General features: G+C 69.9%; 12 protein-coding genes. 6 read left to right on the plus strand and 6 right to left on the minus strand.

The features are described 5' to 3' along the window. Positions 1-28: 28 nt before the first annotated feature. The 3 genes from ACLJK8_RS05615 to ACLJK8_RS05625 all read right to left on the minus strand — a co-directional run bounded on the left by ACLJK8_RS05615 (position 29) and on the right by ACLJK8_RS05625 (position 5,372). Complete coding sequence (locus tag ACLJK8_RS05615; protein ID WP_413149122.1) at positions 29-2,740, minus strand: DNA translocase FtsK 4TM domain-containing protein; 2,712 nt, start codon at positions 2,738-2,740, stop codon at positions 29-31. 3 nt (positions 2,741-2,743) lie between these two features. Continuing rightward, positions 2,744-3,952 carry an aminotransferase class I/II-fold pyridoxal phosphate-dependent enzyme gene (locus ACLJK8_RS05620; protein WP_413149123.1) on the minus strand — a complete coding sequence of 403 codons (1,209 nt, stop codon included), beginning with the start codon at positions 3,950-3,952 and terminating at the stop codon, positions 2,744-2,746. Positions 3,953-4,043: 91 nt separating this feature from the next. Then, complete coding sequence (locus ACLJK8_RS05625; RefSeq protein ID WP_413149124.1) at positions 4,044-5,372, minus strand: amidase; 1,329 nt, start codon at positions 5,370-5,372, stop codon at positions 4,044-4,046. An 88-nt stretch (positions 5,373-5,460) separates the two neighbouring features. On the opposite strand from ACLJK8_RS05625, the gene ACLJK8_RS05630 reads away from it, so the two are divergent. The 5 genes from ACLJK8_RS05630 to ACLJK8_RS05650 all read left to right on the plus strand — a co-directional run bounded on the left by ACLJK8_RS05630 (position 5,461) and on the right by ACLJK8_RS05650 (position 12,503). Further along, positions 5,461-6,687, plus strand: coding sequence for an FAD-dependent monooxygenase (locus tag ACLJK8_RS05630; RefSeq protein WP_413149125.1), 1,227 nt, complete (start codon positions 5,461-5,463; stop codon positions 6,685-6,687). A 135-nt stretch (positions 6,688-6,822) separates the two neighbouring features. Then, complete coding sequence (locus ACLJK8_RS05635; protein ID WP_413149126.1) at positions 6,823-8,616, plus strand: ABC transporter transmembrane domain-containing protein; 1,794 nt, start codon at positions 6,823-6,825, stop codon at positions 8,614-8,616. 155 nt (positions 8,617-8,771) lie between these two features. Next, positions 8,772-9,227, plus strand: a complete 456-nt coding sequence (gene lysM / locus ACLJK8_RS05640) for a peptidoglycan-binding protein LysM (RefSeq protein ID WP_413149204.1) — start codon at positions 8,772-8,774, stop codon at positions 9,225-9,227. Positions 9,228-9,512: 285 nt separating this feature from the next. Further along, entirely contained in the window at positions 9,513-11,420 is a 1,908-nt protein-coding gene (locus tag ACLJK8_RS05645) for an acyl-CoA synthetase (protein WP_413149127.1), read from the plus strand. A gap of 117 nt (positions 11,421-11,537) precedes the next feature. Further along, positions 11,538-12,503 (plus strand): magnesium transporter CorA family protein, encoded by a 966-nt coding sequence (locus tag ACLJK8_RS05650; protein ID WP_413149128.1) that lies wholly within the window; start codon positions 11,538-11,540, stop codon positions 12,501-12,503. A gap of 98 nt (positions 12,504-12,601) precedes the next feature. Here ACLJK8_RS05650 and ACLJK8_RS05655 read toward each other — a convergent pair whose 3' ends face one another. After that, on the minus strand, positions 12,602-12,781 hold the full coding sequence (locus ACLJK8_RS05655) for a hypothetical protein (protein WP_413149129.1): 180 nt from the start codon (positions 12,779-12,781) through the stop codon (positions 12,602-12,604). Between the two features lie 219 nt (positions 12,782-13,000). Here ACLJK8_RS05655 and ACLJK8_RS05660 point away from each other — a divergent pair, with 219 nt between their 5' ends. Further along, positions 13,001-13,321, plus strand: a complete 321-nt coding sequence (locus tag ACLJK8_RS05660) for a hypothetical protein (protein ID WP_413149130.1) — start codon at positions 13,001-13,003, stop codon at positions 13,319-13,321. Between the two features lie 75 nt (positions 13,322-13,396). Here ACLJK8_RS05660 and ACLJK8_RS05665 read toward each other — a convergent pair whose 3' ends face one another. Continuing rightward, positions 13,397-13,609 (minus strand): SlyX family protein, encoded by a 213-nt coding sequence (locus ACLJK8_RS05665; protein ID WP_413149131.1) that lies wholly within the window; start codon positions 13,607-13,609, stop codon positions 13,397-13,399. A gap of 96 nt (positions 13,610-13,705) precedes the next feature. After that, on the minus strand, positions 13,706-15,013 hold the full coding sequence (locus ACLJK8_RS05670; protein WP_413149132.1) for a hemolysin family protein: 1,308 nt from the start codon (positions 15,011-15,013) through the stop codon (positions 13,706-13,708). Between the last annotated feature and the right edge of the window lie 126 nt (positions 15,014-15,139).

Genomic DNA, 15,139 nt, shown 5'->3' on the forward strand with positions numbered 1-15,139 from the left:
CCCTTCGCGGCGTGCCGTCGCGGGGGCGTCAGCGCTCCGCGATCAGCACCTCGCGCTTGCCGACGTGGTTGGCCTGGCTGACCACGCCCTGGTCTTCCATCATCTCGACGAGCTTCGCGGCCTTGTTGTAGCCGACCGAGAGCTTGCGCTGGATGTAGGAGGTCGAGCATTTGCGGTCCTTGGCGACGATCGCCACCGCCTGGTCGTAGAGCGCGTCGTCGCCGTTGGTGTTGCCGCCGAGGCCGAGCACGAGATCGATCTCCGACTGCTCGCCGCTGTCCGGGCCCTCGACCACGCCTGCGTCGTAGTCGGGCGCGCCGAGCGATTTCAGATGCGTCACCACGTCCTCGACCTCCTCGTCGGAGACGAAGGGCCCGTGGACGCGGGTGATGCGCCCGCCGCCGGCCATGTAGAGCATGTCGCCCTGGCCGAGCAGCTGTTCGGCGCCCATCTCGCCAAGAATGGTGCGGCTGTCGATCTTCGAGGTCACCTGGAAGGAGATGCGGGTCGGGAAGTTCGCCTTGATCGTGCCGGTGATGACATCGACCGAGGGCCGCTGCGTCGCCATGATGAGGTGGATGCCCGAGGCGCGGGCCATCTGGGCGAGGCGCTGGATGCAGGCCTCGATCTCCTTGCCCGCGACCATCATCAGGTCGGCCATCTCGTCGACGATCACGACGATATAGGGCATGGTCTCGGGGGCGTATTCCTCGGTCTCGAAGATCGGCTCGCCGGTTTCCTCGTCGAAACCGGTCTGGATCGTTCGGGTGAAGTCCTCGCCGCGTTCGAGCGCGTCGGTCACGCGCTGGTTGTAGCCGTCGATGTTGCGCACGCCCATCTTCGACATCTTGCGGTAGCGCTCCTCCATCTCCGCCACGGTCCATTTCAGGGCGACGACCGCCTTCTTCGGATCGGTGACGACGGGGGAGAGCAGGTGCGGGATGCCGTCATAGACGGAAAGTTCCAGCATCTTCGGGTCGATCATGATGACCCGGCAGTCCTTCGGCGAAAGCTTGTAGAGCAGGCTCAGGATCATCGTGTTGATCGCGACCGACTTGCCCGAGCCGGTGGTGCCGGCGATCAGCAGATGCGGCATCCGGGCGAGGTTCGCGACCACCGGCTCGCCGCCGATGTCCTTGCCGAGCGCGAGCGGCAGCGCATGGGCGGTGTCGGTGAAGCCCTTGGAGGACAGGATCTCGCGCAGCAGCACCTTCTCGCGCATCTGGTTCGGCAGTTCGATGCCGATGACCGAGCGGCCGGGGATGGTCGAGACGCGGCAGGCGAGCGCCTCCATCGAGCGCGCGATATCCTCGGAGAGACCGATGACGCGGCTGGCCTTCAGGCCGGCGGCCGGTTCGAGCTCGTACATGGTCACGACCGGGCCGGGCCGGATCGAGGTGATCTCGCCGCGCACGCCATAGTCGTCGAGCACGGTCTCCAGCAGCCGCGCGTTTTCCTCGAGCTGTTCGGTCGTCAGATGCTGGCGGATGATGGTCGCGGGGTTCTGCAGGAGCGTGACCGGCGGCGACTGGTAGTCCGTCTCCGGGTCCGTTTCCGCCTCCGGGATGAACTCGGGCACCGCGGCGCGGGCCTTGAGCTTCTCGATCCGCGGCGCGGGTCTGGACGCGGCTTTCGGCGCCCTGGCGGCCTCGGCAGGCGCGGCGGGAAGCGGGTCATCCTCGCCCTCGGGTTCGAGCAGGTCGATCTCCGACGCGACGGGTGTCGGCGCCTGGGCGCGGGCGGGCGTCGCGCGGGTCTCGCCCCGAAGACGCGCGCCGAGCCCGGGTCCGGGGTCGGGTCGGGTCTCGGCTTCCACTCCGGACCGCGGTTCAGGCTCCGCGAAATGCCCGAGCGGTTCGCCGAGCGCGTTGGGATCGAAGGGCGGAATGCCGGCGGGCCGCGACAGCGGCGGCGTCGAAGTCCGCGTCGCGACTCGGCCCGATGCCAGGGGGACGGCCGAGGGGGGCGATATGGTGGGGCTCGTCTGGGGCGCCGCCATCGCGGCGGCCGCGCGCCGGGCGCGGGCCTCGGCGGCCTTCTCGCGGGCGACACGCGCGCCGCCCGCCGCGCCCGCGGCGGCGGTCGAGACGGCGCGGCCGGTCAGGCGAAGGAGCCCGGCATAGAGCAGGATCGAGCCGTCGCGCAGCATCCTGAGGAATCCCGCGAATTCGGCCCCGGTCACGCCGAGCACGAAACCCGCCGAGACGAGGAACAGGATGCCGAGCCCGAGCCCGAGGAAGGGGAGCGAAACCGAGGGCTCGAAGGGCAGGGCGGCGATGATCGCGCCGACGAGCGCGTCGCCGAGCAGGCCGCCGAGCCCGTAGTCATGGACCCAGTTCCCGAACGGCACATGGGTCGCGGCGAAGGCGGCCGCGACCAGCATGGCGAGCGGGGTGAAGATCGTGCGCGTCACGATCCGCGTCTCGCCCGCGTGCAAGACGAGCCGCAGCCCCCAGACACCAAGCGCGACCGGCAGGCCATAGGCCGCCCAGCCGAGCGCGCGGTGCAGCGGATCGGCGATCGAGGCGCCGATGAGGCCGAGCGCGTTGCTGGGCGCCGCGTCCGTGGCGCTGAAGAGGCTGGGATCGTCGGGCGAATAGGTCCAGATGATCGCGGCGGCGAGGGCGGCGAGGGCGATCAGGATCAGGCCGAGCAGTTCCGCCCCCCGCCTGCGCAGCGCGATCTCCGTGTCGGTCTCGACGAGCCGGGCCCGGACCTTGGTCTTGCTACGCGCTGCCATCTCTCACATTACCCCTTCGGAATTCCCGCCCGCGCCGAGCGTGTCGCGGATCGCTTCGAGCCCGCGCGCCACCTCCGCCTCGGGCGCCACCAATGCGACCCGGATGTAGCGATGCCCGGGATTGACCCCGTCCGCGCCCGCCCGCCCGAGATATCCTCCGGGCAGGACACGCACGCCGGTCTCGCGCCAGAGCCGGAGCGCCGCCGCCTCGCCATCGCCGACGTCGAGCCAAAGGAAAAACCCTGCCACCGGCGAGACATAGCCGGGGAAGTCCCCGAGGACCCGGTCCGCCAGATCGAACTTGCGGCGATAGAGGGCCCGGTTCGCCTCGACATGGCCCTCGTCGCGCCAGAGCACCGTCGCCGCGCGCTGAAGCGGCAGCGGCAGCGGCGCGCCGCCATAGGCGCGAAGCTGCTTGATCCTGGCGATGGAACGGGGACCGCCGGCGGCGAAGCCGGAGCGCAGGCCCGGAGCGTTCGAGCGTTTCGAGAGCGACTGCATGATCATGACGCGCTCGGGGTCGGCCCCGGCCGCGGCCGCCATCGCGAGCCCGCCGACGGGAGCCGCGTCGCGGTAGATCTCGCCATAGCATTCATCGGCGATGATCCGGAAATCGTGCTTCTCTGCGAGCGCGATCAGATCGCGCCAGTACTCGGGCGAGGCGATCGCGCCCTGCGGGTTCGAGGGCGTGCAGATGTAGCAGAGCGTCGTCCGGTCGAGCGCCTCGCGGGGAAGGCTCGCGTAATCGGGCAGAAATCCCGTTTCGAGCGTCGCAGGCACCATCACCGGCTCCGCCCCGATGGCGAGCGCGGCGGCGCCATAGGCCTGATAGAACGGATTCGGCATCAGCACGACGGGCGACAGGCCGTTCTTGTCCTCGGCCGAGAGCGCGATCGCGGCGTTGAACAGCCCCTCGCGCGTGCCGTTGAGCGGAATGACTCCGGTGTCCGGGTCGATCCTCACGCCGTGACGAAGCCCGATCCAGTCGGCGATCGCGGCGCGCAACTCCGGGGTTCCGTCGTTCGGCGGGTAGAGCGCGAATTCATGCGCGTGGGCGGCGACCGTCTCGGCGATCATCTCCGGCATCGGATGCTTCGGCTCGCCGATCGTCATCGCGAGATCCGGCCCGCCCGGCGGCTCGGCGCGCAGGAGCGCCCGCAAACGCGGGAACGCGTATTCCGGCAGAGCGGAGAACCGCGCGGGAAACTGCATCGTCTGGCCTCAACATCTCGGGGTCATTCGCGCCCCGTTGGCGATGGAGTGTAACGGCAAGCCGCCTTGCGGTCCAGTATCTTGCGCCGCGTCATCGCAGTGCCCGCTCGGCGGCGGCGCCGAGGCGCAGCAGGGCCCGCTCGGCCATCGGCGGCGCCATCATCATCAGCCCCGCCGAGGGCCTGCCGGTCGGCAGAGTCAGGGCCGCGAGGCCGAGAAGGTTGGCGACGCGCGTGTTGCGCAGCGTCAGCAGGTTCTCCATCGCGAAATGGTCCGGATCGGCGAGCAGCCGTTCGGTGTTCGGCGGCGTGTTCGCCGTCGTCGCCATCAACACCGCGTCATAGCCTGCGGTCTCCGACAGATAGGCGGCGCGGTAGCCTTCGAGCTGTGTCCAGCCCCGGATGTAGTCGATACCCGAGAAGGCGCCGCCGCCCCGGAACCGCTCGCGGACCGGTCCGTAGATCAGATCCGGCGCCGCCTCGATGCGCTCGCCCCAGGTCGCATAGGCCTCCGTCGCGAAGAGGACCGGCGCGAGGTTGAGGCAGTCGATCGCCGCCGCCGGCGCGCCGTAGCTGACCCGCGCCCCGGCGGTCTGGAGCGCGGCCACGGCGGCGTCGAACGCCTGCCCGACTTCCGGCCGGCTCGCCAGCGCCTCGTGTTCCAGCACGAGGAAATGGCGCCCCTCGAGCGTCGCACCCACGAGGTCGGGCGCGGGCATCGCCGCGAGGACCGAGAGGAGCAGGCTCGCATCCTCGACCGAGCGGCAGAGCGGGCCGACGCTGTCGAACCGGGGGCAGAGCGGCACGACACCTTCGAGCGACAAGAGGCCATGGGTGGTCTTGAGGCCGACGATATCGTTCCAGGCCGCCGGAACCCGGACCGAGCCGCCGGTATCCGAGCCGATCGCCGCCGCCGCCAGGCCGAAGGCGACCGAGGTCGCCGCGCCCGAGGAGGAGCCGCCCGGCGCCAGTTCCGGGTCGTTGATATTGGGCGGCGTCGCGGTCGCGGGGTTGAGGCCGAGGCCCGAGAAGGCGAGCTCGGTCTGGTGGGTCTTGCCGAGGCAGACGAGGCCCGCGCGCGTCGCCCGCGCGAGAACCTCGGCGTCGCGCTCGGGCACCCGGCCGGCGAGAAGCGGCGAGCCCGATTCCGTCGCCACGCCCGCGGTATCGAAGAGATCCTTCCAGCTGACCGGCACCCCGTCGAGCGGTCCGCGCGTGAGCCCCGATCGCGCGCGATCCGCCGCCGCCGCCGCTTCTTCCCGCGCCCGCTCGGGGGTCAGCCGGGCATAGATCGCCGGGGCCTGCGGATGGCCCTCGATGGCATTGAGATAGACCTCGGTCAGTTCGCGCGGGTCCATGGCGCCGGCGGCGATGCCCCGGCCGAGCTCCGCCGCGCCCATCCAGAGCCAGCTTTCCGACATGATGCGCCTCCCGCGATCGTGAACCGCGTGAGACTAGCGGCGCCCGATCGTGTGGACAATCGTCCCGAGGCGGGGATAAGGGAAGCGCATGCGGCGGGATTGCGACGTACTGATCGTGGGGGGCGGGCTCAACGGCGCGACGATGGCGCTCGCGCTCGCCACCGCCGGGATCTCGAGCATCCTGATCGATGCCGCGCCCCGCGCCGTCCAGGCCGATCCGGGCTTCGACGGCCGCGCCTATGCGCTGTCGCTCGCGTCGCGGCGGATGCTGACGGCGCTCGGGATCTGGGACCGGGTCGCGGGCCGGGCCGAGGAGATCGCCGAGATCAAGATCAGCGACGGCCGCGCGGGCCAGGGGGCGGCGCCCTGGTTCCTGCATTTCGAGGGCGGCGAGATCGACGAAGGCCCGATGGGCCATATGCTGGAGGACCGCTACCTGCGGGCGGCGCTCTTCGCCGCGCTCGACGCCGCGCCCGCCGTGGCGACGCGGGAGAAGGCGCGGGTCACCGCGCAGGAGGTGCTGCCCGGCGGGGTCACGGTCACGCTCGAGAGCGGCGAGCGGCTGACCGGCGCCCTGCTCGTCGGCGCCGACGGCCGCGACAGCGGGGTGGCGCGGCGTGCCGGCATCGCGCGGCGCGGGCATGACTACCACCAGACCGCGCTCGTCTGCGCCATCGCCCACGAGAGGCCGCATGGCGGGATCGCGCATCAGTTCTTCATGCCGGAGGGGCCGCTCGCGATCCTGCCGCTGCCGGGCAACCGCTCCTCGATCGTCTGGACCGCGCATCGCGCATCCGCGCAGGCGATCCAGGCGCTCGGTCCGGAGGAATATCTCGCGGCGCTCAGGCCCCGGTTCGGCGATTTCCTCGGGCCGATCAGCCTCGCCGGTGCGCGGTTCTCCTATCCGCTCGGGTTGACCCTGGCCCAGGACGTGGCGGGGGCAAGGCTCGCGCTGGTCGGCGACGCGGCGCACGGCATCCATCCGCTGGCGGGGCAGGGGCTCAACCTCGGCCTGCGCGACGTGGCGGCGCTCGCCGAGGTTCTCGCCGCCGCGCATCGCCGGGGCCTCGACATCGGCGCCCCGGACGTGCTCGACGACTACCGCGGCTGGCGGCGGGTCGACACGGCGGCGCTGGTCATGGCGACCGACGGGCTGAACCGGCTGTTCTCGAACGACAACCCGCTGCTCCGGCTCGGCCGGGATCTCGGCCTCGGCATCGTGAACCGGCTCCCGGCGCTCCGCCGCGGGCTGATCCGCGAGGCGGCGGGCGTCACGGGCGACCTGCCCCGACTGCTGCGCGGCCAATCTCTCTGAAGGGGCGGCCCTGACCGGGCCCCCGGCACACGGGCCAGCGCCGCGGGGCATGCCCTGGCCCGTCGAGACCGCGGACCCGCTTGTGGGCGCGAAACCGGCTTGATATTGCGCGGTCGAGCCAACGGGAGGTGAGCCATGGCGCGTGCGACGGACGGGGACACCGGCGCGGGGAATCCCAGAGCCAAGGCCCGCGGGGTCGGGCCGCTGCGCGGTCTCGCGCCCTTTCTCGCGCCCTACCGGGTTCTCGTCTGGGGCGCGCTGATCGCGCTCACGGTCACGGCCGGGCTGGCGCTGGCGCTGCCGCTCGCCGTCAGGCGCGTCATCGACGGGTTCAACGAGTCGATCGCCATCATGGACCAGTATTTCGCCGCCGCGACCGCGATCGCCGCGCTGCTCGCGCTCGGGACGGCGGCGCGATTCTACCTCGTCACCCGGCTCGGCGAACGGGTGATCGCCGACATCCGCCGGGCGATCTTCGACAAGGTGATCGGGCTCAGCCCCGGCTTCTACGAGAAGATCATGACCGGAGAGGTGCTCTCGCGGCTCACCACCGACACGACGCTCGTCCTCTCCGTCATCGGCTCCTCGGTCTCGATCGCGCTCAGGAACCTGCTCACGCTGATCGGCGGGCTCGTGCTACTCTTCTTCACGAGCGCGAAACTGACCGGCCTCGTTCTGATCGGCGTCCCCCTCGTCATCGTGCCGATCCTCGCACTCGGCCGCAGGCTCCGCGTGCTAAGCCGCGAGAGCCAGGACCGGATCGCGGCGTCGAGCGCCCAGGCCTCCGAGAGCCTGCTCGCGGCGCAGACCGTGCAGGCCTATACGCATGAGACCGCGAGCCGGGGGCGCTTCGGTTCGCTCACCGAGGCGGCCTTCGACGCGGCGCGGCGGCGGATCCTGACCCGTTCGCTTCTGACCGCGATCGTGATCTTCCTCGTCTTCGCCTCGGTCGTCTGCGTGCTCTGGATCGGCGCGCGCGACGTGCGGGCGGGGACGATGAGCCCGGGCGAACTGGTGCAGTTCGTGATCTACGCGGTAATGGTCGCGGGCGCGGCGGCGGCGCTTTCCGAGATCTGGGGCGAGTTGCAGCGCGCGGCCGGCGCGACGGAGCGGATGGTCGAACTACTCGGTGCCGAGGATACGATCACCGATCCGGACGAACCTGTCGCGCTTCCGGCGCGGGTCCGGGGCGAGATCGCCTTCGAGGACGTGACCTTCCGCTATCCCTCGCGGCCCGAAATCCCCGCGCTGAGCGACCTGTCGCTTCACGTGCGGCCCGGCGAGACCGTGGCGCTGGTCGGACCCTCCGGCGCGGGCAAGACCACGATCTTCCAGCTTCTCATGCGCTTCTTCGACCCGGACACCGGCCGGATAACACTCGATGGGGTGCCGATCGATGCGACCCGGCGCTCGGACCTGCGCGCGCAGATGGCGCTGGTGCCGCAGGAGCCGGTGATCTTCGCCACGACCGCGCGCGAGAACATCCGCTTCGGCCGCCCGGAGGCGAGCGACGCCGAGGTCGAGGAGGCGGCCAAGGCCGCCGCGGCGCATGAATTCCTCTCGCGGCTGCCGGGAGGCTATGACACCTATGTCGGCGAGCGCGGCGTCATGCTCTCGGGCGGGCAGAAGCAGCGCATCGCGATCGCACGTGCCATCCTGCGCGACGCGCCGGTGCTGCTGCTCGACGAGGCGACCAGCGCGCTCGACGCCGAGAGCGAGCGTCTGGTGCAGGCGGCGGTCGACCGGCTCGCCGAGGGACGCACCACGCTCATCATCGCCCACAGGCTCGCCACCGTGAAACGGGCTGACCGGATCGTCGTCTTCCAGGAGGGACGAATTGTCGCGGAGGGCACCCATGGGGCGCTCGTCGCCGAGGACGGGCTCTATGCCCGTCTGGCCCGGCTGCAGTTCACCGACGGCGCCGCCTGAAGGCCGAAACCCGCCAACCGGGACCAACCCGGATACCGCCTGAAACCCGAAGCCGGTTCCCGCGTTCACCTAGCCGCGGGGGCACGCCATGCTTGTTCGGCGCCGCCGACCGTGGCTTTATCACCCGCGCGATTGCACGCGACGAGGAGGGATCTATGGGATTCTGGGATTTCGTTAAGGGCGCCGGCAAGGCGATTGGTATCGAAGCGGCGAATGCCAAGGAGACGGACGAGGCGGCACCGACGCCCGAGGCGCTCAAGAAGGAGATCGAGGATCTCGGCCTGAAGGCGGACGATCTCGACGTCCAGGTCGACGGCGACACGGTCAAGGTCTCCGGCAAGGCGCTGAGCCAGGAAGACAAGGAGAAGATCATCCTCGCGACCGGCAACGTGAAGGGCGTCGCCAAGGTCGAGGATGACATCTCCACCCCCGACGGCGGCGGCGAGGCCGTATTGCACACGGTCGTCAAGGGCGACACGCTCTGGGAGATCGCGCAGAAGACGCTCGGCGACGGCTCGCGCTATCAGGAGATCTTCGAGGCCAACAAGCCGATGCTCAAGGACCCGGACAAGATCTATCCGGGGCAGGTGCTGCGTATCCCGGCGAAGTGATCTTTGAGGGATGACCCCCGCGGCGGGATGACCCCCCGCGGCGAAATGACTTTCGCCAGATGACCTTCGCGGCGGTCGCGCGATTCGGTGCGCGACCGCCGCCGGACCGAACGGTCTTGGTATCCTCGGCCGCCGCGCCTTCCGGGACGTGACGTCGGAATCGTCGTGACGTGGCGTCATTGGCCGGCTCGCGGTCTTGCCCGGCGCCGCGCCGCGCCGCAGGATCAAGCGCGGCAAGCAATGCGCCAGACGAGATGGCGCGAAACCCGGCCGGGGAGGACAGCAATGGTCACAGTCGCGACGATCGCGGACAAGCGCGCCGTCGAAGCAGAGATGCCCGTGGAACGGCGCTGGGAGGCGCGCACGCCCTATGAGCAGCTCGCGCGAACCGCGGCGGCGTATCCCGATCGGCCCGCGATCTCGTTCCAGCTTCGGTCGGCTCCGGGCGACAAGGCGGTGCGTCTCGACTGGGAGGCGTTCCGCGCCGAGGTGACGCGGGCCGCGAACGCGCTGCGCCGGCTCGGGATCGGTCCCGAGGACACGGTTGCCTATGTGCTACCGAACGGGGTCGAGGCGCCGGTGGCCTTCATCGCCGGCGCGACGGCGGGGATCGTCGCGCCGATCAACCCGCTGCTGACGCCCGAGCACATGGGCGCGCTCCTGCGGGAGCTGCGCGCCAAGGTCGTGGTGACGCTCGCGCCCTTCCCGAAGGCCGAGGTCGCCCAGACCGTCGCGGCGGCGATCGCCTCCGCCCCCTCGGTGGAGACGGTGCTGACCATCGATCTCCGGCCCTATTTGCCGATGTTGCTCGGCTTCGCCGCGGCGCTGGCCCGGCCCAAGGTCGCCTGGCCGAAACGGGTGAGGGTGCTCGACTGGCGCCAGACGCTCGCCGCCGCGCGCCCGGACGCGCTCGATTTCGAGGACACCGACCACGACCGCCCCCGCGCCTGCTTCCACACCGGGGGAACCACCGGCCTGCCGAAGCTGACCCGGCACCGGGCGCGCGGCATGCTCTACAACGGCTGGTGCGGCGCCTTCTATCTCTTCGGGCCCGAGGATGTGCTGCTCTGCCCGCTGCCGATGTTCCATGTCTTCGCCGCCTATCCGATCCTCATGTCCTGCCTCGCCTCGGGCGCCGAGATCGTGATGGTGACGCCACAGGGATACCGGGGCGATGGCGTTTTCGAGAATTTCTGGAAACTCGCCGAACACTGGCGGGCGACCTTCATGGTGACGGTGCCGACCGCGGTGGCGCGGCTCACGCAGGTGCCGGTCAATGCCGATCTCTCGCGGCTGCGCGTCGCCTTCTGCGGCTCGGCCGCGATGCCGCGCGAATTGTTCCACCGTTTCGAGTCGCTGACCGGGACGCGGCTCCTCGAAGGCTACGGCATGACCGAGGCGACCTGCCTCGTCTCGGTCAACCCCTATGACGGCGAGCGGCGTGTCGGCAGCGTCGGCCTGCCCTTCGCCTATACCGATGTCAGCATCCGCCACCCGGAGCATTCCGATCAGGATCTCGGAATCGGCGACGTGGGCGAGATCTGCGTGCGCAACCCCGGCGTCAATCCGGAGGTCTATGTCGATCCGGCGAAGAATGCGCGGATGCTGACGCCGGACGGGTATCTGCGTACCGGCGACCTGGGGCGGATCGACGCCGAGGGCTATGTCTGGATCACCGGACGGGCCAAGGATCTGATCATCCGGGGCGGTCATAACATCGACCCCGCGGTCATCGAGGAGGCGCTCGCGCGGCACCCGAAGGTCGCCTTCGTCGGCGCCATCGGCCAGCCCGACGCGCATGCCGGCGAAGTGCCGGCGGCCTATGTCGAACTGATCCAGGGCGCCTCGGTGGAGGTGCGCGAACTGCTCAGCTTCGCCTGCGACGGGATCTCCGAACAGGCGGCGGCGCCGAAATATCTGGAGATCCTCGAGGAACTGCCGAAGACGCCGGTCGGCAAGATCTTCAAGCCGGATCTGCGCCGGCGGGCGATCCAGCGCGTCTTCGACGCGGCGCTCGAGAACGCGGGCTCGGGCGCGCGGGTGGCCGAGGTGGTCGAGGATCGAAAGCTCGGCCTCGTCGCGGAACTCGTTCCCGGGCGGGCCGGGCCGGACGAGGACCCCGACCGCGTTGCCCGGGCGCTCGGCGGCTTCGTCGCGCCCTGGCGCTGGCGCGAACCCGCCGCGGCGGATTGATCGCCCGGGCTTCGCGCGAGAGCCTCCCCGACGGCTTCCCCGCGGCGCCTTCCTGTCCTAGCCTCGGCCGCGAGGCGCCCGGACTGGCCCGGTCGTCGGGGATGAGGACGTGCCGGGATGATCAACGGGTATGCTCTGGACGGGGGGCGTCTGCGCCGGCTGGCGGAACCAATGGCGGAGGATGCGCGACCCGTCTGGCTCGATCTGCTGAACCCGCTGCCGCATCACAGCCGCGAGATCGAGGCCCGCTACGGCATACGCATGCCGACCCGAGAGCGCATGGAGGAGATCGAGGAATCGAGCCGGCTCTACGCCGACGGCGAGGGGATCTACATGACGCTCCCGCTGCCGGTCAGGACGGAGCTCGACCTGCCGCTGCTGGTGCCGGTCACCTTCATCCTGACGCCCGAGATCCTCGTCACCGTCCATGACTACGCGCCGCGCGCGTTCCAGACCTTTCCCCAGCGCGCCGAACGCGTCGAGACCGGCTGCCGCGACGCCGACACGCTGCTGCTCGCGCTGCTCGACGCCGTGGTGGATCGGCTCGCCGACATTCTCGAATCGGTCGGCCGCGAGGTGGAGCGGCTGTCGCGCGAGGTGCTCCACGTCATTCCGGGGGAACAGGCGAAGGACTACCGGCTCGTCCTGCGCGCGATCGGCCATCATGGCGAGGTGGTCGGCCATGTGCTGCAGAGCCTCGTCTCGGTGGAACGGCTGCTCGTCTTCCTCGGCGTGGAGGCGCGCGGGCGGCTCGCCAGCAAGGAAAGCCGCGCCAAGCAGAAGTCGCTCAGCCGCGATTCGCGTCACCTCACCGAACATGCGAACTTCCTGAGCCAGAAGATCCAGTTCCTGCTCGATGCGACGCTCGGCATGATCGGGATCGAGCAGAACGCCACGATCAAGATCTTCTCGGTCGCCGCGGTCGTGTTCCTGCCGCCGACGCTGATCGCCTCGATCTACGGCATGAACTTCGACGTCATGCCGGAACTGCACTGGATGTTCGGATATCCCTTCGCGATCGGACTCATGATCCTGTCGGCCTGGCTGTCCTACTGGATCTTCAAGAGCCGCGGCTGGCTCTGATCCCGGCGCGGGTCGAGTTCAGACGCCGTCCCGGCTTGCGTATATTCAGGCGCCGTCCCGGCTTGCGTATATTCAGGCGCCGTCCCGGCTTGGATGGCCTAGACGCCGTCCCGGCTGGCCGGAGCCTCGTCCGGCGCCGCGCGGCGGCGTTCGGCCGCGAAGACGAGCAGCGCGTCGTCCAGCCGCTCGGCGAGCGCCGGCAGTCCGTTCGACGCCGCGTAGATCCTGAGCGCCGACAGGATGTCGAACATCTGGTCGTCACTCTCGGGAAGATACATCGGCTCGGTTCCTCGAAACGCCGCGCGCGGCCTCTCCGGCCATAGATCGAACCGGCCGGCGGCGCCAGCGGCATTTCGCCGCCAAGGGCCCGTTAGGCGAATATTTACCTGAAAAGTAAACGACTTGCCGCGGAATGCGCCAGGTTTTGCCTTTCAACGGGTTTCATGCTGTGATGGAGGACCCCGGCGGGCACGCCGGAGAAAAAGAAGGAGGGCGCCATGGACGCTCTGACACCGGTGGTCGTGCAGGCCATCGCAGGGCTGATGGGCGGGGGGATCGCCGGCAATCTCGTCGATCTCGCGGCGATCCGGACACCGCCGAAAGTCATCGCCAGTCTTCTCGGCGGCATCGCGGGTGGTGCGTTCGCGGGGCTGGTACTGGGCGTGGGAACGGTCGCCGTCGTGACCCCGGAGGCGGCGGTGACGGCGGAGGCGGCGAGCCAGGTCAATTTCGCGGCGCTCGCCACCTGGGTCGCCGGCGGGCTGATCGGAGGCGGATTGCTCACGACGATCGGCGGGGCGCTGGGCTTCGGGCGCTGAGGTTCGGACGCCCGGATTTCGGGCGCCTGGGTTTCGGACCCCTGGATTTCGGGCGCCGATGCCGGAGGCTGGGCCTCACCAATGCGGCGGCGGCTGGTTCGGGTCGGGCGCATCCTCCGGCAGCGCCGCCTCGGCCGCGGCCAGCCGGGTGGCGAGGACACGCGACTGCGCGCCGAGACGGTCGATCGCATCGGCCTGATCGCGCAACAGGTCGGAAAGCTCCTCGACCTGCCGTTCGAGATGCGCGACGGCGATCTCGAGCGTGGTCAGCCGTTCGGTGTCCGTCATCGGCCCCTCATCGACCCGCCTTCACGCGCCGACCCTGATCCGCCCGCCTTCATCCACGCGCCTTCATGGACCTGGCCGATATCAACCTGTCTGACATCAACCCGTCCTGGCGTCATGGTCGGGCTCGACCCGTTCGACGAGCAGCTTGTCGATCCGCCGCCCATCCATGTCCACGACCTCGAAGCGCCAGCCGAAGGCGGTGAAACTGTCGCCGGCGGTCGGGATGCGCCGCATCCTCTCGAGCACGAACCCGGCCAGCGTCGCATAGCCGTGGGCACCGAACTGATCGACATCGAGCAGTTCGGCCACCTCGTCCACCGGCATGCCCGCGTCGAGCAGCCAGGACCCGTCGTCGCGGCGCACCGACTCGCGTCCCTCGCCGCTCTCGCCGTCGGGCACGTCGCCGGCGATCGAGGTCAGGATGTCGGTCGGGGTGACGACGCCTTCGAGCCCGCCGTATTCATCGACGACGATCGCCATATGGACCGGGGAGACGCGGAACTGCTCGATCAGCTGGAGAGAGAGCATGTCCGGGCTGACGTAGATCGGCTGTTTCGCGATGGAGAACAGGTCGTCCTGCCCGGAATGGACCAGCGCGAGCACGTCGCGAACATGCACGACGCCGAGCACATCCTCCGATCCGTCCGAGGCGCGCAGCGGATAGCGCGAGTGGCTGTGATCGCGGATGACATCGAGCGTCTCCTCGATCGTGTCCGAGGCGTTCAGCCAGCTCAGCTCGCGCCGCGGCACCATGATCACCCGCACCGGACGGTCGGCGAATCGCAGCACGCCCTCGATCAGTTCGCGCTCCCGGACGTCGAAGACCCCGCTCTCGGTGCCCTCGGCGATCATCGCCTTGACCTCTTCCTCGGTCACGGTGTTCTGGTCGCTGGCCTTGACTCGCAGGAGGCGCAGCACGGTCTCGGTCGAGACGCGCAGGAACCAGACGATCGGCGTGCCGACGGTGGCGAGCACGCTCATCGGTCCGCTGACCGAGGCTGCGATCCGCTCCGCATGCTGCAGGGCCAGCCGCTTCGGCACGAGTTCGCCCACGATCAGCGAAAGATAGGTTGTGACGATCACCACCAGGGCGAAGGCGAGCGGCTCGGACCAGGTGACGAGCGCGGGCACCCGGTCGAGCACCTCGGAGAGCGGTCCGGCGAAGGTCGCTCCGCTATAGGCGCCGGCGACGATGCCGATCAGGGTGATGCCGATCTGCACGGTGGAGAGAAAGCCGGTCGGGTCCTCCGCCAGAAGCAGCGCCTTGGCCGCGCCCCGGTTGCCCCCCTTCGCCATCTGTTCGAGCCGCACGCGCCGCGCGGAGACGATCGCAAGCTCGGACATGGCAAAAAAGCCGTTGAGCAGGATGAGAAAAAGAACGACGAAGAGTTCCCAGACCGGCATTCGCTACCCACGTCGCCCGCGGGCCTCCCTAGATCGCCCCGTCGCGCGGGGCCGCGAGTCCCCGTATACGTGCTGACCCGCGCGGCGCAAAGGTATGGTTACGACAGGCCGCGGCGCCCGCCCTCG

This window comes from Amaricoccus sp. W119, from assembly GCF_047275745.1.
In the GTDB taxonomy this organism is placed as follows: Bacteria; Pseudomonadota; Alphaproteobacteria; order Rhodobacterales; family Rhodobacteraceae; genus Amaricoccus.

Coding starts and splice junctions, on each gene's coding strand:
- ACLJK8_RS05615 (WP_413149122.1), bottom strand. CDS start 2,740: ATGGCAGCGCGTAGCAAGACCAAGGTCCGGGCCCGGCTCGTCGAGACC.
- ACLJK8_RS05620 (WP_413149123.1), bottom strand. CDS start 3,952: ATGCAGTTTCCCGCGCGGTTCTCCGCTCTGCCGGAATACGCGTTCCCG.
- ACLJK8_RS05625 (WP_413149124.1), bottom strand. CDS start 5,372: ATGTCGGAAAGCTGGCTCTGGATGGGCGCGGCGGAGCTCGGCCGGGGC.
- ACLJK8_RS05630 (WP_413149125.1), top strand. CDS start 5,461: ATGCGGCGGGATTGCGACGTACTGATCGTGGGGGGCGGGCTCAACGGC.
- ACLJK8_RS05635 (WP_413149126.1), top strand. CDS start 6,823: ATGGCGCGTGCGACGGACGGGGACACCGGCGCGGGGAATCCCAGAGCC.
- lysM (WP_413149204.1), top strand. CDS start 8,772: ATGGGATTCTGGGATTTCGTTAAGGGCGCCGGCAAGGCGATTGGTATC.
- ACLJK8_RS05645 (WP_413149127.1), top strand. CDS start 9,513: ATGGTCACAGTCGCGACGATCGCGGACAAGCGCGCCGTCGAAGCAGAG.
- ACLJK8_RS05650 (WP_413149128.1), top strand. CDS start 11,538: ATGATCAACGGGTATGCTCTGGACGGGGGGCGTCTGCGCCGGCTGGCG.
- ACLJK8_RS05655 (WP_413149129.1), bottom strand. CDS start 12,781: ATGTATCTTCCCGAGAGTGACGACCAGATGTTCGACATCCTGTCGGCG.
- ACLJK8_RS05660 (WP_413149130.1), top strand. CDS start 13,001: ATGGACGCTCTGACACCGGTGGTCGTGCAGGCCATCGCAGGGCTGATG.
- ACLJK8_RS05665 (WP_413149131.1), bottom strand. CDS start 13,609: ATGACGGACACCGAACGGCTGACCACGCTCGAGATCGCCGTCGCGCAT.
- ACLJK8_RS05670 (WP_413149132.1), bottom strand. CDS start 15,013: ATGCCGGTCTGGGAACTCTTCGTCGTTCTTTTTCTCATCCTGCTCAAC.